We start from the raw sequence: 19,796 nt of genomic DNA, 5'->3' as shown, positions 1-19,796 counted from the left end.
AAATTTGAAACTATAGGAGATGTTGGTGCTCCTTGAGGTAACTTTCCCTTATAGCATACTAACTGAGCAATTATTGTGGAAACTTCTTTAGAAAACATAAACTCTCGACTTTTAGAGAAGTAACCGAGAACTCTTCCGAAATTGAAAGATGAAAGAAATCTGAAATGTCTACATTCAGTAAATATTTTTATTTTATGACAGTAAGCATTTGTTATTATACTTTGTTTTCTCAAAGCCATGAGATAGATTTGTCTTTATACCGTTTTTGTTATATAATCAACATGGATTTTATATAATTTTTCGCTTAATTTTTTGAATCCATTTTAACTTATCGCTAGGTGTGTCAATAACTCTATATTCTCCATTTTTCTTAGGAATTTTAAATGATGAATATAAGTTTTCTATTCTCGCTTTAAACAGCACATAGGTAATCTTTTTAAGGTCAACGCCTATTAATCTAGCTAATTCCTCTCGTGCAAATTTATAATTATTCATAACAATAAAAAAGCGTGTGGTTACTCTTTACATATAAAACACATACAAAGTACATAGTTCATAAAAATTGAGAAACGAGGCAAGCAAGCCTCACATTTAAATCAACACTTGCGAAACGCAAGTAAAATTCTAACCACACGCCTTCATTCATTGTAGCTCCTTTTTTTAAATCTTTCAATGATAAAAAATATAAAAGTGATTTCAAATTTATGGAAGCAAAAATCTTTCTCATCATAAATTACATGATGATATTCTATTATTTTTGCTATAACATTACTAAATATATTAATAATCACTTAAAATGGGTGATTAAATATAGAATATACTTATTAAAACCTTCATCATTTTACAAACACAGAACTCATAAAATAGCCATTTATAAGGCTTTAACGCCTGTTTTCATCTACTCCCACTCAATCGTAGCCGGTGGTTTGCCGCTGATGTCGTAGGTGACGCGGGAGATGCCGTTGACTTCGTTGATGATGCGGTTGGACACTTTGCCGAGTAGCTCGTATGGCAGGTGTGCCCAGTGAGCGGTCATGAAGTCGATGGTTTGCACCGCGCGGATAGACACAACCCAGTCGTATTTGCGCCCGTCGCCCATTACGCCGACGGATTTCACTGGCAAAAAGACGGTGAAGGCTTGGCTGACTTTGTGGTACCAATCGGCGTTGTGCAGCTCTTCGATAAAGATCGCGTCGGCGCGGCGGAGAATGTCGCAGTATTCTTTTTTCACCTCGCCAAGCACGCGCACACCAAGGCCAGGGCCTGGGAAAGGGTGGCGCATCAGCATGTCATGCGGCAAGCCGAGGGCAAGGCCGATTTTGCGCACTTCGTCTTTGAACAACTCTTTCAGTGGTTCAACCAAGCCGAGTTTCATGTAATCTGGCAAGCCACCCACATTGTGGTGGGATTTGATCACATGGGCTTTGCCGGTTTTGCTGGCGGCGGATTCAATCACATCAGGGTAGATGGTGCCTTGCGCGAGCCATTTGACGTTGCTGAGTTTGTGGGACTCTTCATCGAACACATCGACAAACACTTTGCCGATGATTTTGCGCTTGGCTTCCGGCTCGGCCACGCCTTTGAGCGCGTTTAAAAAGCGCTCTTCAGCGTTGACGTGAATAATATTGAGCCCAAATTTGTCGCCAAACATCGCCATCACTTGCTCGGCTTCGTTAAGGCGCAGCAAGCCGTTGTCGACAAACACGCAGTGGAGGTTTTTGCCAATCGCGCGGTGGAGTAAAAGTGCGGTCACGGAGGAGTCCACGCCCCCTGAGAGCCCTAAAATAACTTGATCATCGCCAACTTGCGCTTTGATGCGCGCCACGGCGTCTTCAATAATGTTTTCGGCTGTCCACTCGCGCGCGCAGCCGCAGATGTTTTCCACAAAGTTGGTGAGCAACGTCAAGCCGCTTTTGGTGTGGGTCACTTCTGGGTGGAATTGCACGCCGTAAAAATGGCGCTGCTCGTCGGCCATGGCAGCAATTGGGCAGGTGGTAGTAGTCCCTGCCACGCTAAAATTCGCTGGTAAGCGGGTGACTTTATCACCGTGGCTCATCCACACATCCAGCAGCGCGCCCCCAGCGTCACTTTGCGCGTCTTGCATATTCGCAAAAAGTGCGGTTGGGTTTTCAAGCGCCACTTGGGCATAGCCAAACTCGCGGTGGTCGGAGGTTTCGGTCAAGCCGCCGAGTTGCATCGCCATGGTTTGCATGCCGTAGCAAATGCCCAGCACGGGCACGCCGGCGTTGAAGACATACTCTGGCGCACGCGGGCTGTTTTCTTCCGTGGTGCTCTCCGGCCCGCCTGAAAGAATGATGCCTTTCGGGTTGAAATCGCGGATGTCTTGCTCGGAAACGTCCCACGCCCACAGCTCACAATAAACACCGATTTCACGAATGCGTCGGGCGATCAATTGTGTATATTGCGAACCAAAGTCGAGGATAAGGATTTTGTCGTTGTGGATGTTATTCATTATGATCTCTATTGATTAAAATATTATTTTTTGTTGGCTTGGCATGGCGAGGTTTTCAGCACTTGCAAGCCTTCTTTTTTATAGATTGCAAACGCACCTTGGCGACAATAGTAAATTTTTTCATATCGTTTGCGCCTTATATCTAATAGCAACTCTCAAAATCAACCGCACTTTAAATACTAAAGTGCGGTTTTCGTTTTACCCCATGCGATAATTCGGTGCTTCTTTGGTGATGGTGACATCATGCACGTGGCTTTCGGTGATGCCGGCGCCGCTGATGCGCACGAATTGCGCTTTGGTGCGCAGGTCTTCAATCGTGGCGCAGCCAGTTAAGCCCATGCACGAGCGCAAGCCGCCCATTTGTTGGTGGATGATCTCTTTCAAATAGCCTTTGTAAGGAATGCGCCCTTCAATGCCTTCTGGCACGAGTTTGTCGGCAGCGTTGTCGGATTGGAAGTAGCGATCGCTTGAGCCTTTGGTCATCGCACCCAGTGAGCCCATGCCGCGGTAGGATTTAAACGCACGGCCTTGGAAGAGTTCGATTTCCCCTGGTGCTTCCTCGGTGCCCGCGAGCATCGAGCCGACCATCACGCAGCTAGCACCTGCGGCGATGGCTTTGGCCAAGTCACCTGAGTAGCGGATGCCGCCATCAGCAATCACAGGAATGCCGCGGTCTTTCAACGCTTCGGCGGCATCGGCAATCGCGGTGATTTGCGGCACGCCAACGCCGGTGACAATGCGGGTGGTGCAAATTGAACCAGGGCCAATGCCCACTTTAACCGCACTTGCCCCCGCGTCCGCCAAGGCGATGGCGCCTGCCGCGGTGGCCACGTTGCCTGCTACAATTGGCAAATCAGGGTATTTAGCCCGTGCAGCGCGTACACGTTCAAGCACGCCTTCAGAGTGGCCGTGGGAGCTGTCGATCAATAGCACGTCAACACCAGCAGCCACTAAGGCGTCAATGCGCTCTTCATTGCCGGGTGCGGCGCCGACAGCGGCACCCACACGCAAGCGGCCGTATTGGTCTTTACAGGCATTCGGTTTGCTTTCGGCTTTTTGGTAGTCTTTTAAGGTGATCATGCCCACCAGTTTGAATGCATCGTTGACCACCAGCACTTTTTCAATGCGGTGTTGGTGCATCAGTGAAAAGGCCTCTTCGCGCGGGCGATGCTCTTTCACGGTAACGAGGCGCTCTTTAGGTGTCATCACCGCACTTACTGGACGATCTAAATCAGTGACAAAGCGCACATCACGACCGGTGACAATGCCAACCAAATCACCATCTTCAGTAGTAACAGGATAGCCTGCAAAGCCGTTTTTCTTGCTCAATGCAGCTAAATCACGCAAACTCATCTCTGGGCGAACAGTGATCGGATCCGTTACGATACCGCTTTCAAATTTTTTCACTTTGCGCACGCGGTCAGCTTGGCGCTCAATGCTCATGTTTTTATGGATAAAGCCAATACCGCCTTCTTGTGCAAGAGAAATGGCCAATTTTGTCTCGGTCACCGTGTCCATCGCGGCAGAAAGCACAGGGATGTTGAGTTTGATGTCTTTGGTTAAATGGGTGGTTAAATCGGCAGTGTTGGGAAGTACAGTTGAATGTGCTGGCACTAATAGCACGTCATCAAATGTGAGTGCCTCTTTGGCGATTCTAAGCATTGCAATATCTCTCAAGTCTAGGTGGGGTGGATAAATATTGCTGGGGGATTATACAGGCTTTCATGACGTTTGTGAATGATTTTTACTAACTTCACGTCACTTTCTCGCGCGTGCTGGCATTTTCAACAAAATATGACTAAGATGTTGGCATTGAACTTTGTTTGGACAGGCTATGCAAGACACTTTTCTCGACTCCATTGCCTTTTCGGTCAGCGTCACCTTGCCGAATATTTTAATGTTGCTGCTCGGGATCTACCTCAAACGCATCGGCATGATTAACGACCATTTCGCCCAGCAAGGGGCGAAACTGGTGTTCAACATCACGCTGCCAGCGCTGCTATTTTTAAGCATTGTGCAAAATCCAACGGATTATTCCTCCCAGCTGAGCATTGTTGGCGTGGGCTATCTTGGCACCTTGATTATCTTCACCCTCGCCGAGCTTTATGCATGGCGCTTTGTGGGTGATAAACGCGAGCGTGGCACCTTTGTGCAAGGGGTGTTTCGTGGCAACAGTGGCATTATTGGGCTCTCGCTGTGTGCCAATGCTTATGGCGCGGCGGGCATTGCGGTGGCGTCGGTCTATACCGCACTTATCACCTTGCTTTATAACGTGCTGGCGGTGATCACCTTAAGCCGCTCGCTGGCGGAAAACGGCAAGGCCGATATCCTTTATGTACTGAAACAGTTGATCAAAAACCCGCTGATTTTGGCGATCATCATCGCCTTGGTGGTCAGCCATCTGCCGTTTACAATCCCAGCACCATTAATTAGCACGGGCAATTATCTCTCGCACATGACACTGCCACTCGCGCTGCTGTGCGCAGGCGCGAGCCTGGATCTCAAACGAATTGACAGCACCTCGGTGGTGGCGATCACCTCGAGCCTCGGGCGAGTGTTTGTTGCGCCTATCATCATGGTGCTGCTGGCGCACGCTTTTGGCTTGCACGGCATTGGCTTGGGTGTGGTGTTTTTAATGACCTCAACCCCGGTGGCGGCCGCCAGTTATGCCATGGTGCGCGGCATGGGCGGCAATGACAAAACCGCCGCTAACATCATCGGTATCACCACTTTTGCGGCGATGTTTACCTCCGCTTTTGGCATTGTGATCCTCAAAATGCTCGATTGGATTTAGCCCAACCGCACTTTTAACGGCTCGGCTGTGCTTCCTCCACAGGCGCGCCGTTTTGCAGATTCAACGCATCCCACACGCTTGGCTTGCGTTCAGCGGGTGCGGCAGGTGCAGGTTGGCTGCTTGGCGCCACCACTGGCGCGCTTTGTGAGCAGAAACTTTGGTTGCGATTAGCCCACACAGGAATGGTGCGGCCACTGCCACAGTCCCAGCTGCCAAAGCTGTTGATGCCGACCCATTTAATATTCGGCGAGGTTGGCAAATGCAGCTGCGTTGGCGGCACAAGGGAAAGGTAATGCTGATAAAGCTTCAGCGCGCCGGTTGAGCCGGTCAAGCCCGTTTTGCCGTTGTTATCACGCCCCAGCCATACGGTCACCACCTCTTGCCCGTCAATGCCGACAAACCAGGTGTCGCGCGCGTCATTGGTGGTGCCAGTTTTGCCCGCGAGGTGGAACTGGGCAAAATCAGCCTGCAAGCTGCGCCCTGTGCCGCGCTCAACCGCTTGCTGCATGGCAAAGAGTGTTTGAATCGCCGCTTCACGTGGCACCACTTGGCTGGCGGTGTCGTGGCGTTGATAGAGCACTTCACCATTGCGCTGGGTGACGCTGTCAATGGAGGACAAAGGCACCTTTTCCCCCGCGTTGGCGATCACTTGGAACAGTTTTGCCACATCAAACGGCGCGATGGAGTACGATCCGAGCAGCATTGCGGGCACGCGCGGGATTTTGATTTTATCCCAGCCCATCGCTTTTTGGTTAGCGATGATGGTATCAAGCCCCACTTTCATGCCGACGTTCACTGTGGGGATATTGAGTGAGCGCACCAACGCGTCCATCAGCATCACCGAGCCGCTGTAACGGCGGTTGTAGTTGCGCGGTTGCCAATCAGGCGCACCTTTGATGCGAATGGTGATCGGGCGGTTTTGAATCGGCGTGTTGAGGCGGAATTGATCTGGGTTGGCCAGCGCGCTGAGGTAAACCGAAGGCTTAACCAGCGAGCCGATTTGCCGTTGCGAGCGCAGCGCACGGTTGAAGCCGGCGTATTGCGTTTGCACCCCGCCGACCATCGCCAGCACACCGCCGCTGCGATAATCCGCCACCACCATGGCGGCTTCAAGATCAGGGCGTTTTTGTTGCAGTTGCAGTTTTTGCGTGGCCTCAACCAGCGCCTTTTCCGCCATGCGTTGTTTGTTGATATCCAAGGTGGTGAAAATCCGCGCGCCGGAAAGTGCGGTTGTTTTCGCCTCACCCAACACGGTGGTTAAATCTTGCTTCACCAGCTGCATAAAGGCCGGCTGGGCGCGGGTCACGCTGCCTTTGGGTTTGACATCCAGCGGGCGACGGCTGAGCAGTTGGTAGAGGCTTTCATTGATGATGCCGTTTTCTTGCATGATTTTCAGCACTACATTGCGCCTCGCGGTGGCGTTGTCAGGGTAGCGCCACGGGTTGTAAATCGACGGGCCTTTGACCATGCCCACGAGCAGGGCGATTTGGTCAAGGCGGATTTCTTGAATTGGGCGGCCGAAAAACAGCTGGCTGGCGAGCGCAAAGCCGTGAATTTCCGTATCGCCTGATTGCGCGAGATAGACCTCATTGAGGTAGGTTTCTAAAATTTTGTTTTTGTCGTAGCGCGCATCAAGCAAAATCGCCATAAAGGCCTCGTTGATTTTGCGCGTGAGGCTGCGGCGGTTGCTTAAAAAGAGGTTTTTCACCAGCTGTTGGGTCAAGGTGCTGCCGCCTTGCACGGTTTGGCCAGCTTGAATATTGGTGATCATCGCCCGCGTGATGCCAAGCAAACTCACGCCATTGTGTTCATAAAAGCGGCGATCTTCCGTCAGCAGCAGGGTGTCGATCAGATAACGCGGGTATTGATGTAGCGGGATCGCCAAGCGATCTTCTTTGTTGGATTGCAACATCGCAATCAGTTTGGGCGCAAGGCGAAATTGCGCAATAGCTTGGCGATTAACCAAATCTTCAATCACATTTAGCCGAGCGTCTTTAAAGCGCAAGCGCAGCACGCGCTGTGGCTCTGGCGCGTCTGGGAATTCAAACGCGCGGCGGATCAGCACCACAGTGTCGTTTTCAATTTTGAAATCCCCCGGCGTGCCAAGCATATTCACCTGGCGGTAGCCGTTATCCAGCAAGCGCTCACGCACCTCGGCAAGCGTTGGGTGGCGGGGCTGCTCAATGCTTTCAATTTGGGCGTAAACCTCAGCCGGCAGCTGCCAAATGCTGCCATCAAGAGTATGGCGAATTTTGGCATCCAAATAGGCAAGATAAAACAACACACAGCAAAGTGCGGTGAAGCCGAATTTCAGGCTGAAAATCAAAAACCGCATCCGCCAGCTGCGCTTGCGTTTGGGTGCGGGGGAAGGTTGTTCGGGTTGTTGTTCGTTTTGCGGATCTGTTGGCGCTGTCATGGTCAAACCTAAGGCTGCTTAATTCGTTATTGGTGTTTTTTGCGCAAATTATAGCAAGCCTTAGGCAAAATGCCTAACGTTCGTTAGGCCAGCAGGTCTTTCAGCGCGCCTTCAAGGTGCGGGTGGTTGAAGTGAAAACCTGCTTGAGCAAGGGCATTGGGCACAATCGGCTGGTTGTCGAGCAGCAGTTGCGCGCGCTCGCCAAGCATCAGCTTGAGCACAAAGGCTGGCACAAAGGCAAAGTGCGGTCGGCCAAGCACTTGCGCCAAGGTGCGGCTAAATTGTGCATTCGGCACAAAGTGCGGTGTGCAGCAGTTAAACGGCCCGTGGCATTGGCTGTGCGTCAGCAAAAACACAATCGCCTCAACCATGTCATCGAGGTGAATCCACGCCCAATTTTGCTTGCCTGAGCCCAATTTGCCGCCCAAGCCGAGCTTGTACACGCCAAGCATTTGCGCCAGCGCACCACCATGGGCGGCGAGCACGTTTGAGGTGCGCAGCAAGCATACGCGCGTGTTGGCGCGGCTGGCTGCTGCCTCCCACTGTTGGCACAGCTCGGCGGCAAAGCTCTCGCCTGCGGGCGCGGTTTCGTCGACCGCACTTTGGTGCACATCGCCATAAAAACCAATGGCCGAGCCTGAAATCAGCACCTCGGGTGGCGTTTGGCTGGCGTTGATTTTGTCAACCAAGGCGGTGGTGAGCTTCACGCGGCTTTCCACCAAGCGGGCTTTTTGCTCGTCAGTCCAGCGTTGGTCAAAAATCGTCTCGCCAGCAAGATTAATCACAGCGTCAATCTCGTTAAAATCCGAAAGTGCGGTCAAGTCAGTGCAAAAGTCCAGGGTGGCACCCGCAAAATGCGCTTTGGCTTTATCCGCGTCGCGGGTGAGCGCAACTATTGAGTGGCCAAGGCTGAGGAGTTTGTGGCAAAGTGCGGTGCCAATTAAGCCAGTGGCGCCAGTGATAAAAATGCGCATAAGCCCTCCTTAGAGTGAGTTTTCAAACAACTGTTGAATATTTTTCATTAGCTGCGTGGTTTTGGTGTTCAGCGTTGGGGTGATGAACACCGTATCGTCGCCAGCAATGGTGCCTAAAATGCCTTCGTTTTTGCCGATTGAATCCAACAGCCGGGCGATCAGCTGCGCACCACCTGGGCTGGTGCGCACCACCACGAGCGCGTTGTTGTAGTCAATATCCAGCACCAAATTTTTCAGCGGGCTGGAGGTATTCGGCATGCTCAGCTCGGGCGGCAGGCAATAGACCGTTTGCATTTTGGAATTGCGAATGCGCACCGCGCCAAATTTGGCCAGCATGCGTGAAATTTTAGACTGATTAACCTGAAAGCCTTGGGCTTGCAGCGCGTCGACAATTTCGCTTTGGGAGGCGTACTTTTCCTCCAATAGCAGGGCGCGAAAGGCGCTGTTGAGGTTTTCAGCTTTGCTTTGTGTATTCATTATGCGTTCTCTATGCAGAATTTTGCATAGATAGTGCATATTTTTTCATAAAAAGGCAAATAAAATTTTATTTTTAAGCAAAGTGCGGTCAAAGTGTGAAAAAATTTGCCCTAGCTCTCACTTTTGCGTTGTCGTGTTTGAATTTGCCCGCGTTTGGATCTAGACTTAACCCACTTTAGTTAATTAAATGTAAACATTAAGGAGATTGAAATGAAAGTTGCTGTTTTAGGTGCCGCAGGTGGTATCGGTCAGGCATTGGCCTTGTTGCTCAAACTCAATTGCCCGGCTGGCACAGAGTTGGCGTTGTACGACATTGCCCCTGTCACCCCAGGTGTGGCAAAAGATATCAGCCACATCCCAACCCCTGTGCAAGCCAAAGGCTACGCGGGTGAAGACCCAAGCGAAGCGCTGCAAGGCGCGGATTTAGTGCTCATCTCCGCCGGTGTTGCGCGCAAGCCTGGCATGGACCGCTCTGATTTGTTCAACATTAACGCCAGCATCATTAAAAACTTGGTTGAAAAAGCCGCTGTCGCTTGCCCGAAAGCGTGCATCGGCATCATCACCAACCCAGTGAACACCACAGTCGCCATCGCGGCAGAAGTGCTGAAAAAAGCAGGTGTTTACGACAAACGTCGCCTCTTTGGTGTCACCACACTCGATGTGATCCGTTCTGAAACTTTTGTGTCTGAACTCAAAGGCGTGGCGCTGGATAAAGTGAAAGTGCCTGTGATTGGTGGCCACTCAGGCGTGACCATTTTGCCATTGCTCTCACAAGTCGAAGGCGCGAGCTTCACCGCAGAAGAAGTGGAAGCCTTAACCAAACGCATCCAAAACGCAGGCACCGAAGTGGTGGAAGCCAAAGCCGGTGGCGGCAGTGCAACCCTTTCCATGGCGCAAGCCGCTGCACGTTTTGGCCTTTCAGTGCTCAAAGGTTTGAGCGGGGAAGAGGCTGTGGAATACACCTACGTTGAAGGCGACGGCAAATACGCACGCTTTTTCGCAGTGCCAGTGCGCTTAGGCAAAAACGGCGTGGAAGAAATCCTGCCAATTGGCCCGTTGAGCGAGTTTGAGCAAAGTGCGGTTGAAGCCATGCTGCCAACCTTGCAAAAAGCATCGCCTTGGGTGAAAAATTCGTCAACGGCGAATAATCCAGCAACAATCGCCCGACAGTTATGCTGTCGGGCTTTTTTGTGTTAACGTTATATAAACTTGTCTATAACGGAGTGTGTATGCGTTTTATTTTCTTGCTTCTCTCATGGCTTTTTGCCCAAAGCACCTTGGCCGCACCCGCGCCGGAATGTGTGGGCTGTGAAAACTTAAAACCCGATCAAATTCAAAAAGTTTATGCCTCAAACCCTGTACTGCTGTATCAACTCTATGCGGTGGATAAAAGCAAAATTGCAGGCCTAAACTTTGAATTTTACCCCATTGAAAAGCAATACCTCGACCCAAAAGTGACTGAACAAACGGTTGTGGGTGGCTTTTTTGGCCAAGGTAAAACACCGAATATGGAAGCAGTGCTCGCGTTAAAACCAGATTTAATCCTCGCCAGCCACAATGTGAAAGACAAATACCGCGAGATTTTTGCCAACTCAGGCGTGCCCGTGCTCTACATCGACGCGCTGACGCTTGAGCAAAGCCTTAATTCTTTCGCGCCACTGGGCGATATTTTAGGCGTTACCAGCCGTGGTGAAAAACTCCACGCCTACGCGCAAAAATCCATCGACATGGCGCAAAGTGCGGTTTACAAATCCAAACCGCAGGTGTATTACGCCTTTGGCAAAGATGGCTTGAAAAGCGAATGTGAAAAAAGCAGCTTTGGTGATTTGATCACTCTCGCCGGCGGCGAAGTGGTGCTGAAATGCGAAAACACCAAGCAAAACAGCCGTGTCAGCGTCAACTTTGAGCAGGTGCTCTCCCTCAACCCTGATATGATCATCGCCTATGATAAAGCCTTTTACGACAGCGTTTATCAAGACGAAAAATGGCAAGTGCTCGATGCGGTGAAAAACAAACAAGTGTTTTTAATCCCGCGTAAGCCGTTTTCGTGGGTGGGTAAACCGGCTTCATTTATGCGCTTTTTGGGCATTCGTTGGTTGATGAAAACACTGCACCCGAACGAATTTGCTGAGATCAATATTCGTGATGAGGCGAAAAATTTCTATCAATTGTTCCTCTCACGCGAGCTCAGTGAGAGTGATTTGAACGATATTTTAAATGAAACACCTTAGTTTGGCGTTGCTGGCGTTACTGCTGGCCTTTTTGGTGGCAGTAACGCTTTTTATTGGCAAATTTGACCTCAACTTAAGCGAATATGCCGCCATTTTCAGTGCTGATCACAGCGTGGCGAAGGTGGTGCTGCTGGATATTCGCTTCCCGCGCATTGCCGCCGCGGTGTTGATTGGCGCGGCGCTGTCGGTCAGTGGCGCGGCCTATCAAGCGATGCTGGTCAACCCGCTGGTGTCACCGTCGATTTTGGGCGTGCTCAGTGGCGCAGGCTTTGGGGCTGCATTGGGGATGATTTTGGGCGTGGGCATTGTGCCGATGCAAATGCTAACCTTTGTGATGGGCATTGCCGCGGTGATGATCGCCTTTATGCTTTCGCTTATCTCCCGCGCGCAGCCGCTGTTGATGCTGATTTTAGGCGGCGTGATTAGCTCAGCGATTTTCGGCGCGCTGTTGTCTGTGCTGAAATATTTTGCTGACCCGTATGACACCTTGCCGAATATCGTCTATTTCCTGATGGGGAGCTTAAGTTTTGCCACTAAAAGTGCGGTTTTGGCCGTCGGTGGCGTGATGCTGGTGTGCGTGTTGTTGCTGGTTTTGCTCGGCAAGCAACTCAATGCGCTCAGCCTGGGGGAAGACGAGGCGAAAAGTTTAGGCATCAACACCCAACGGCTGAAAATCACGGTGGTGATTTTGGCCACCTTGGCGAGTTCTTTGAGCGTGGTGCTGGGTGGCATTATCGGCTGGATTGGGCTGATTGCCCCGCACATCTGCCGCTTTTTATTCGGGGCGGACAACCGCTTTGTGCTGGCGGCTTCAGCCATTGTGGGGGCGATATTCCTGCTGGTTTGTGACACCCTGTCACGTCAGCTGTATAGCTATGAAATCCCAATCGGCATCATCACCTCATTATTCGGCATCCCGATTTTTATCGCGGTGCTCTTTAGCGTGAAGGGCAAGGTATGATCGAGGTTGATAATCTCCACTTCAGCTACGGCAAAAAGCGCGTGCTCAACGGCGTGAGCTTCACCCTTGAGGCGGGGCGCAGCCTGTGCATTTTGGGGGAAAACGGCTGCGGCAAAAGCACTTTGTTGCGCTGCATGCTCGGGATTTTGCCGTTTGAAGGCAAAGTGCGGTTTCTCGGGCAATCGGTCAGCGACATTCCACGCAAGGCGATGGCGCGCCAAATTGCCTATATTCCCCAGCGCTATCACACGCCCTTTGCTTACAACGTGATTGATATGCTCTTGATGGGGCGCTTGGCACACAAAAAGGCGCTGGAGGGCTTTTCAAACGCGGATTACGCCATTTGTGAAGCAGCATTAAATGAGGTCAACATCGGCCATTTAAAAAACAAACTTTTCACCCAACTCAGCGGCGGGCAGCAGCAGTTGGTATACATCGCTCGCGCCTTGAGCACGCAAGCGAAGATGATTTTTATGGACGAGCCAACCAATGGCTTGGATTTTGGCAACCAAATTCGCCTGCTTGAGTTGATTCAGCGTCTGCAAACCCAAGGCTACAGCTTTGTGATCACCACCCATCACCCACGCCAAGCGCAGTTTTTAGACACCGCGATTTTGATGATTAAACACGGCCAAGTGCTTAGCTTTGGCGGGCAGGAGCTGCTGCAAGCCGAGCCACTTTCAACCCTTTACGACATTGACTACCAGCGCTACGGAGCACTGTTATGATTGAACAAGCAAATTACGATCTTCTCGATTTCGACTGGCTTTATCGCGCGCAGAAAAAGGCCAGCACCTTTAAAACCAAAACCAGCGCCGATTGGGATAAAAAAGCCCTCGCATCAGGCCAAAAAATGCTCAAAGGCAACTACCCAACGGATTTTATCTCACGGGTGGATTTCAGCGATTGCGAAACGGCGCTGGATTTCGGCTGTGGGCCAGGCACCTTGTCGCTGCTGGCCGCACCACACTTGCGTGAGGTGCTCGCCTGTGATTACTCAGCCAATATGCTTGCCTGCCTGCACGACAACGCCAAAGCGCAGGGCATTAGCAATATCCGCACCCGCCAGCTGGCCTATGAAGATGACTGGCGCGATGTGCCTGCGTGTGATTTGGTGTTTGCCTCACGCTGCTTGGAGCTTGATGACATCAAAATGGGGCTGGAAAAACTCATCAGCAAAGCCAAAAAACGGGTTTATCTCACCTACAAAGTCGGGCGCAGCTTTTTGGCTGAAGACATTGATGCGATTATTGAGCGCGGGATCGTGCCCAAGCCAGATTACATTTATGTGATCAATATTTTGTATCAAATGGGCATTCACCCTAAAGTGGACTACATTGACTGCCAAGACAAGCGCTTTGTTGCCAACTCTGCCGATGAGTTGGTTGAGCGCGTGCGCTGGAGCTTGGGCGAGCTTTCCAGCAAAGACGAAGCGGCCGTGCGGGAATACTTCGATCACGGCTTCACCACCCAAGAGCGGGTGATCAAATGGGCTTTTATCAGCTTTGATGTGGCCTGACCGCACTTTGCATTTCCATTAGCCGCCGAGGCTGGTGAACAGCACCAGTAGCAGTGGCACGGCGAGGTTGATGATAAAGCCGTAACTAATTGCCAGCGGCACCACTTGCACGCCGCCGCTGCGCTGGATAATCGGCAAGGTGCAATCCAGCGCGGTTGCACCGGTGAAGCCCACCGCCGCGGTGGCAAAGCGGCGCATTAGCATCGGCACAAACATCAGGCTTAAAATCTCGCGGATCAGGTCATTGAAAAACGCAATGCTGCCCATCACAGGGCCGAAGGCGTCGTTAATCATCACGCTAGAAAGTGAATACCAACCAATGCCTGAGGCGACAGCCAAGCCGTGAAAGAGCGGCAACTCAAGCCACAGTGCGGCCAGCACGCCTGCAATTAAGCTTGTTGCAATCACCGAGCAGGCAGCGATAATGCCGCGGCGGTTGAATAACACTTGGCGCAAGCTGATGCCGTTGTTGCGCAGCTGCACGCCAACCAAAAAAATCAGCGCCACCAGCACATAAGTGCTGGCATTGTGCGGCAGGGCAAACACGCCTTTGCTGGAAAGGCCAATCAAAACGCCTGCAAACACCATGCCGAGCATCAGTAAAGAATCGAGCATCAAGCGCCAGCGAGAGGGCATTTTGCCGCTGGTTTTTTTCAACTGAAAGGGATAGCGCTTATCCAGCACTAGCAGGCCGGCCACATTCAAGCCGATGGTGAGCACCACAAAAGTGACGGCAGAGTGGGCAATGACGGGCAGCTTTTGCGCGAGGTTGTCAATTTGGCCTAACGAGAAGCCCATCATAAACAAGATGACATAAAGCAGCACCACCACACCGAGATTGAGGCGGCTTAAAATGGCGAGATTGCGCGTTTTAATCAAATACCCCAACACCATGGGGCACAATACAATCAATAATCCGTCCATGCGTGCTCCTTGGGCAAAATTATAACGAAAATGTCGCCTAGGGTATATCCCGCGGGCGCGTTTTTTAGTAAGCTAGGTCAAAAAAGGGGGCAGTATGTACTTAAAACAGGTCGACATTTCAGGGTTTCGTGGTTTGAATCGCTTATCGATAAGTCTGCGCTCCAATATGGTGCTGGTGGGTGAAAACGCGTGGGGGAAATCCAGTTTGTTGGACGCCTTGAGCTTAATCCTCAACCCAGCCAGCCCGCGCTATCAATTTCAACCCACCGATTTCCACTTCACGCCAGAGGAGTACGCCCAGCTTGAAAGCGCGCCGCAAGGGCTGAAAAAATCCTGCACCCTTTTGTTATTTTCAGTGTCAGTGATGTCAACGAACCGCACTTTGATGAGCGCGCCCACTTCACGCCGCTGTTTTGCCCCCATGAGGATAAATACGCCCGCATTTATCTGCGTGTGAGCGCCGAGCTTGCCCAAGGGCAGGTGAGCACCCATTATGACTTTTTAGACCAAAACGGCGACCTGTTAGAGGCAGACAACAAAACCGCACTTTTAGATGCGCTGATTGCCCAGCACCCCGTGCTGCGCTTTCGCGATGCGCGCTTGGCGCACAAGTCCAACTTCCAGCTCAAACGCGCGCAAGACAAACTGCCGGCCAAAGAGTTGCAGGCGATTTTCAACATTATTCAATACTACTTTTTGCAGCCGCCCAATGCCTTGCTGATGACCGACTCAATGCAGTGGTGGGCAACGGTCAAGCAGCTCAACCAAGAGCTGGCGCAAGACAAAAAGGGCAGCCTGCGAAAACGTTTGTTGCTGGCGTTGATGGCGCTGTTTGAGCAAGGCAAAATGCTCAATTTTGAGCGCTACACCCGCCCGATCATTTTGCTGGAAGACATTGAAGCCCGCCTGCATCCGCGCATGGTGGCGATTGCCTGGGAGTTTGCCAGCCACTTGCCGATTCAGCGCATCACCACCACCAACTCGGTGGAGCTGATTTCTTATGTGCGCATTGAGCACATCTGCCGCTTGTTGCGCCGCGATAATATGACCCATGCTTATCAGCTCGCGCGTGGCGATCTCAGCCAAGATGACCACCGCAAGCTCGGGTTTCATATTCACTATAATCGCAGCCTGGCGCTGTTTGCCCGCGCGTGGTTGCTGGTGGAGGGTGAAACCGAGGTGTGGCTGCTCTCTGAGCTGGCGGACGTGCTCAACATCAATTTGGAGATGGAGGGCATCCGCATCATCGGTTTTGCTCAGTGTGGCCTGCGCCCGCTGATCAAATATTGCCAGCACATGGGCATTGAGTGGTTTGTGTTGACCGACGGCGACAGTGCAGGGCGTAAATATTCTGATACAGTGCGCAACAAACTCGCGCAAGAAGAAACCCTCACCAACCGCATCATCACGCTGCCAGAGCGCGACATTGAGCACTATTTCTTCCACAATGGTTTTGAGCGTGTGTTCTTCCGCTTGGCGAATGTTAAAGGCACCAGCAAAAAAATGAACACCTCCAAAGTGATTCAAAAGGCGATTAACTACACCTCCAAGCCCGACATTGCGCTGGCGCTGGCCAACGACATCAAAAGCCGTGGGCCGGAGAGCGTGCCGAGCTTGTTTAAGCAGTTATTTTTCAAAATCCGTCAATTGATCGTGACCTAAACCGCACTTTTGGGTTTTTTTGCGCAAAAATGCAAAAAAGATTTAGACTGTAAAGCAAATTTGTATAAAATAATTTACTCATTAACCTAAATCGAGAACCCACTATGAAAAATAAAACGCTTGGGAGTACGTTAATTGTCTCCGGCACCACCATTGGTGCAGGCATGCTTGCCATGCCAATCACCTCAGCCAGCATGGGCTTTGGCATGACGGTTTTTTTGCTGTTTGTGTTATGGCTATTGCTCTCATTCAGCGCTTTGCTGTTTATTGAAGTCTACCAAACCGCGAGCAAAGACGCCGGCATCGCCACCTTGGCAGAGCAGTATTTCGGTGGCATCGGCCGAGTGCTAGCCACCTTGTCACTGTTGATTTTTATGTACGCCATTTTGGCCGCCTATGTTAGCGGCGGTGGCTCGTTGATTGGCTCACTCTTGCCTGTGATCGAAGGCTTAAGCGCCAGTGATTTTGGTGTGATTTTATTCACCGTGGTGCTCGGCGTGTTTATCGTAATTGGCACTGGCAGTGTGGATGCCGTCAACCGTTTGTTCTTCTTCAGCAAAATCGTCATTTTTGTGGTGATCTTGTTTATGATGTTGCCTCTGGTGAAAAGTGAAAACCTCATGGCCTTGCCACTGGATAACGCCGTGTTGTTGTCAGCCGCACCGGTGTTTTTCACCTCCTTTGGCTTCCATGTGGTGATTCCATCGATTGTGCGCTACCTCGACGGCGACATTAAAAAATTGCGCATCGCCATCGTCGCAGGCACCGGCATCCCATTGGTGGCCTATTTCCTGTGGCAGTTGGCAACCCATGGCGTGTTGAGCCAAAGCCAATTCCTCGCAATTTTGAAAACCGACCCAACCCTCAACGGTTTGGTTGAAGCCACCCGCACCATCACGGGCAGCAACTTCTTAGGCGAAGCGGTGCGCGTGTTCTCATCACTGGCGTTGATCACCTCCTTCTTGGGTGTGTCGCTGGCGCTGTTTGACTGCCTGCGGGATTTGCTCTTGCGCGTTCATGTCAAAACCAATCGCCCATTCTTAGGCTTGTTGACCTTTGTGCCACCGTTGCTGTTCGCACTGTTTTATCCAAAAGCCTTTATCATGGCGCTCGGTTATGCGGGCATTATGTTTGCCTTCTACGGCCTGGTGTTGCCAATTGGCCTGGCGTGGCGGGCGCGCAAACTCAACCCGAACTTGCCGTACCGCGTCAAAGGCGGCAACATCGGCTTGCTGGTGGCCTTGGTGCTTGGGATCATCATCATCTGCATTCCGTTTTTAATCAATGCAGGTTACCTGCCAGAAGTGGTGGGCTAAAACACAAAGTGCGGTCATTGACCGCACTTTTTCTTTTTTACTTCCCTTAACTTATCGCGTCGCGTTTTTCATCGCTGCGACAAATTCCCCCAACGCTTGCAAGCATTTTGCGTGGTCATCTAAATTGCGTTCAATGATCTTCACAATCGCGGAGCCTGAAATGGCACCGCGGCAGCCAGCATTGAGGGCGTCTTTCACCTGTTCAGGTTTGGCGATGCCAAAGCCTTGTAAAATCGCTGGCGCATTGTGCGCTTGCAGCTTGGCAATCAGGCTGTCTAACGTGCTGGCGTGCTGTTGGTTCTCAGCACTGGTCACCCCCGCGCGAGAGACGAGATAAGTGTAGCCTTGGCTTTGCTGCGCCACTTTCTTAACGGTGGCGTCATCGGCATTCGGCGGGCAGATAAACACGGGCTGAATGTCATGCTTGAGGGCACTTTGCACAAAAGGCTCCGCGGCCATCAGCGGCACATCGGCAATCAGCACCGCGTCCACGCCTGCCGCGTGACAGCGTTGGTAGAAGTGCTCCAGCCCTTGGGCATAGACCAAATTGGCGCACAGCAGCAAACTGATGGGCGTGTCGGGGTAGCGCGCACGCACTCGGGTGAGCAGCTCAAAGCAGGCATCGGTGCTGAAACCTGCATCGAGTGCGCGGTTATTCGCCGCTTGAATCACCGGCCCATCAAGCAGCGGGTCAGAGAACGGAAAGCCGAGTTCCAACGCATCAGCGCCGTTGTCCACTATCGTGCAGATGATGTCAAATGAGCGTTCTAAGGTCGGGTCACACAGGGTGACAAAGGGCACAAACGCGCCTTGCTTTTCTAATGCGGCAAAAAGGGTGTCAAAACGGCTCATAGGGCAACTCCACGTTCAGTTAAAATCTTATCCACGGTGAAAATATCTTTGTCACCGCGCCCAGAGAGGTTCACCACGATAATTTGTTCTTTGTTCGGGTCTTGTTTAATCAATTTCAAGGCATAAGCCAGTGCGTGGGCGGATTCAAGGGCTGGGATGATGCCTTCATGCTGTGCCAGTTGCTGAAAGGCCACCAGAGCCTCATCATCGGTGATGGCGTGATATTCCGCGCGCCCAGTGGCGTGCAAATGGGCGTGTTGCGGCCCAACGGATGGGAAGTCCAGCCCCGCGGAGATGGAGTAGGATTCATGCACTTGCCCGTCAGCACTTTGCATCAGAGGCGATTTCATGCCGAAATAGATCCCAACCGCACTTTTGTTCAGTGGCGCGCCGTGCTTGCCGCTCTCCAGCCCTTCGCCGGCCGGCTCAATGCCAATCAACCGCACCGCACTTTCATCAATAAAATCGGCAAACATGCCAATCGCGTTGGAGCCACCGCCCACGCAGGCGATCACGCAATCGGGCAGCACGCCCTCGCGCTCGCGCAGTTGGGCTTTGGTTTCCTCCCCAATCATTTTTTGGAACTCGCGCACAATGGTTGGGAACGGGTGAGGGCCGGCAGCGGTGCCGAGCAAATAGTGCGCTTTGTCGTAGTTGGCGGACCAATCGCGCATTGCCTCACAGCAGGCATCTTTGAGGGAGCATGAGCCCTTTTCAACGAGGATCACTTTCGCGCCCATCAAGCGCATACGAAATACGTTCGGGGATTGACGTTGCACGTCTTTTGCGCCCATATAAATGCGGCATTTCAGCCCCAGCAGCGCGCAGGCAATGGCGGTGGCCACGCCGTGTTGGCCGGCGCCGGTTTCGGCGATGATCTCCGTTTTGCCCATGCGTTTGGCCAGCAGCGCTTGGCCGAGCACTTGGTTGGTTTTGTGCGCGCCGCCGTGGAGCAAATCTTCACGTTTGAGGTAAAGCTTGGTTTTGCTGCCTTGGGTCAGGTTGCGACAAAGTGTCAGTGGCGTTGGCCGGCCGGCGTAATTGCGCAGCAAATCGGCAAATTCTTGTTGAAATTCGGCGTCATCTCGTGCCTGCACAAAGGCCTGCTCAAGCTCGAGCAGCACAGGCACTAAAATTTCGGGCACATACATCCCGCCAAAATCGCCAAAATAAGGGTTGAGTTGGGTTGTTTGCATG

The 19,796-nt window shown here is 51.8% G+C and carries 14 protein-coding genes and 2 pseudogenes; 8 read left to right on the top strand and 8 right to left on the bottom strand.

Features of this window, described 5'->3' with window-relative positions:
* Positions 1 to 898 precede the first annotated feature (898 nt).
* Together guaA and guaB are read right to left on the bottom strand one after the other, a co-directional pair.
* On the bottom strand, positions 899 to 2,473 hold the full coding sequence (gene guaA, locus HPC37_RS07315) for a glutamine-hydrolyzing GMP synthase (RefSeq protein ID WP_208122508.1): 1,575 nt from the start codon (positions 2,471 to 2,473) through the stop codon (positions 899 to 901).
* A gap of 198 nt (positions 2,474 to 2,671) precedes the next feature.
* The gene (gene guaB / locus HPC37_RS07310) at positions 2,672 to 4,135 is read right to left on the bottom strand and encodes an IMP dehydrogenase (RefSeq protein WP_208122507.1); all 1,464 of its coding nucleotides are present in this window, start codon (positions 4,133 to 4,135) and stop codon (positions 2,672 to 2,674) included.
* 172 nt (positions 4,136 to 4,307) lie between these two features.
* On the opposite strand from guaB, the gene HPC37_RS07305 reads away from it, so the two are divergent.
* Positions 4,308 to 5,267, top strand: a complete 960-nt coding sequence (locus HPC37_RS07305) for an AEC family transporter (protein ID WP_208122506.1) — start codon at positions 4,308 to 4,310, stop codon at positions 5,265 to 5,267.
* Between the two features lie 13 nt (positions 5,268 to 5,280).
* Here the strand turns inward: HPC37_RS07305 and mrcB are convergent, their stop codons facing one another.
* The 3 genes from mrcB to argR form a co-directional block, all read right to left on the bottom strand.
* Positions 5,281 to 7,683: a penicillin-binding protein 1B gene (gene mrcB, locus HPC37_RS07300; protein WP_208122505.1), complete on the bottom strand. Its 2,403-nt coding sequence runs from the start codon at positions 7,681 to 7,683 to the stop codon at positions 5,281 to 5,283.
* A gap of 83 nt (positions 7,684 to 7,766) precedes the next feature.
* The gene (locus HPC37_RS07295; RefSeq protein WP_208122504.1) at positions 7,767 to 8,657 is read right to left on the bottom strand and encodes a TIGR01777 family oxidoreductase; all 891 of its coding nucleotides are present in this window, start codon (positions 8,655 to 8,657) and stop codon (positions 7,767 to 7,769) included.
* Between the two features lie 9 nt (positions 8,658 to 8,666).
* On the bottom strand, positions 8,667 to 9,134 hold the full coding sequence (gene argR / locus HPC37_RS07290) for a transcriptional regulator ArgR (protein WP_208122503.1): 468 nt from the start codon (positions 9,132 to 9,134) through the stop codon (positions 8,667 to 8,669).
* 210 nt (positions 9,135 to 9,344) lie between these two features.
* Here argR and mdh point away from each other — a divergent pair.
* The 5 genes and pseudogenes from mdh to HPC37_RS07265 all read left to right on the top strand — a co-directional run bounded on the left by mdh (position 9,345) and on the right by HPC37_RS07265 (position 13,845).
* Positions 9,345 to 10,282: pseudogene (mdh, locus tag HPC37_RS07285) on the top strand (malate dehydrogenase).
* An 81-nt stretch (positions 10,283 to 10,363) separates the two neighbouring features.
* Positions 10,364 to 11,365 (top strand): ABC transporter substrate-binding protein, encoded by a 1,002-nt coding sequence (locus HPC37_RS07280; protein WP_208122502.1) that lies wholly within the window; start codon positions 10,364 to 10,366, stop codon positions 11,363 to 11,365.
* Positions 11,352 to 12,326, top strand: a complete 975-nt coding sequence (locus HPC37_RS07275; protein ID WP_208122501.1) for a FecCD family ABC transporter permease — start codon at positions 11,352 to 11,354, stop codon at positions 12,324 to 12,326. Before HPC37_RS07280 ends, HPC37_RS07275 begins: the two co-directional genes overlap by 14 nt.
* A complete protein-coding gene (locus tag HPC37_RS07270) occupies positions 12,323 to 13,054 on the top strand; it encodes an ABC transporter ATP-binding protein (RefSeq protein ID WP_208122500.1) in 732 nt (243 codons plus the stop codon). Before HPC37_RS07275 ends, HPC37_RS07270 begins: the two co-directional genes overlap by 4 nt.
* A complete protein-coding gene (locus tag HPC37_RS07265) occupies positions 13,051 to 13,845 on the top strand; it encodes a class I SAM-dependent methyltransferase (RefSeq protein WP_208122499.1) in 795 nt (264 codons plus the stop codon). Before HPC37_RS07270 ends, HPC37_RS07265 begins: the two co-directional genes overlap by 4 nt.
* A gap of 18 nt (positions 13,846 to 13,863) precedes the next feature.
* Here the strand turns inward: HPC37_RS07265 and HPC37_RS07260 are convergent, their stop codons facing one another.
* Positions 13,864 to 14,769, bottom strand: a complete 906-nt coding sequence (locus tag HPC37_RS07260; protein WP_208122498.1) for a LysO family transporter — start codon at positions 14,767 to 14,769, stop codon at positions 13,864 to 13,866.
* Between the two features lie 94 nt (positions 14,770 to 14,863).
* Between HPC37_RS07260 and HPC37_RS07250 the strand changes: the two are divergent.
* Positions 14,864 to 16,431, top strand: a pseudogene (locus HPC37_RS07250) (DUF2813 domain-containing protein).
* A gap of 104 nt (positions 16,432 to 16,535) precedes the next feature.
* A complete protein-coding gene (locus tag HPC37_RS07245) occupies positions 16,536 to 17,747 on the top strand; it encodes an aromatic amino acid transport family protein (RefSeq protein ID WP_208122496.1) in 1,212 nt (403 codons plus the stop codon).
* 51 nt (positions 17,748 to 17,798) lie between these two features.
* On the opposite strand, the gene trpA is transcribed toward HPC37_RS07245, so the two are convergent.
* Positions 17,799 to 18,599, bottom strand: a complete 801-nt coding sequence (gene trpA / locus HPC37_RS07240; protein ID WP_208122495.1) for a tryptophan synthase subunit alpha — start codon at positions 18,597 to 18,599, stop codon at positions 17,799 to 17,801.
* Complete coding sequence (trpB, locus tag HPC37_RS07235) at positions 18,596 to 19,795, bottom strand: tryptophan synthase subunit beta (RefSeq protein ID WP_208122494.1); 1,200 nt, start codon at positions 19,793 to 19,795, stop codon at positions 18,596 to 18,598. The genes trpA and trpB overlap by 4 nt, the downstream gene beginning before the upstream one ends.
* Position 19,796: the final 1 nt, after the last annotated feature.

The organism is Spirabiliibacterium mucosae (assembly GCF_014884965.1).
GTDB classification, from domain to species: domain Bacteria; phylum Pseudomonadota; class Gammaproteobacteria; order Enterobacterales; family Pasteurellaceae; genus Spirabiliibacterium; species Spirabiliibacterium mucosae.
Note: the sequence above shows the minus strand (reverse complement) of the source record. Positions and strands in the feature narration are given on the sequence as shown.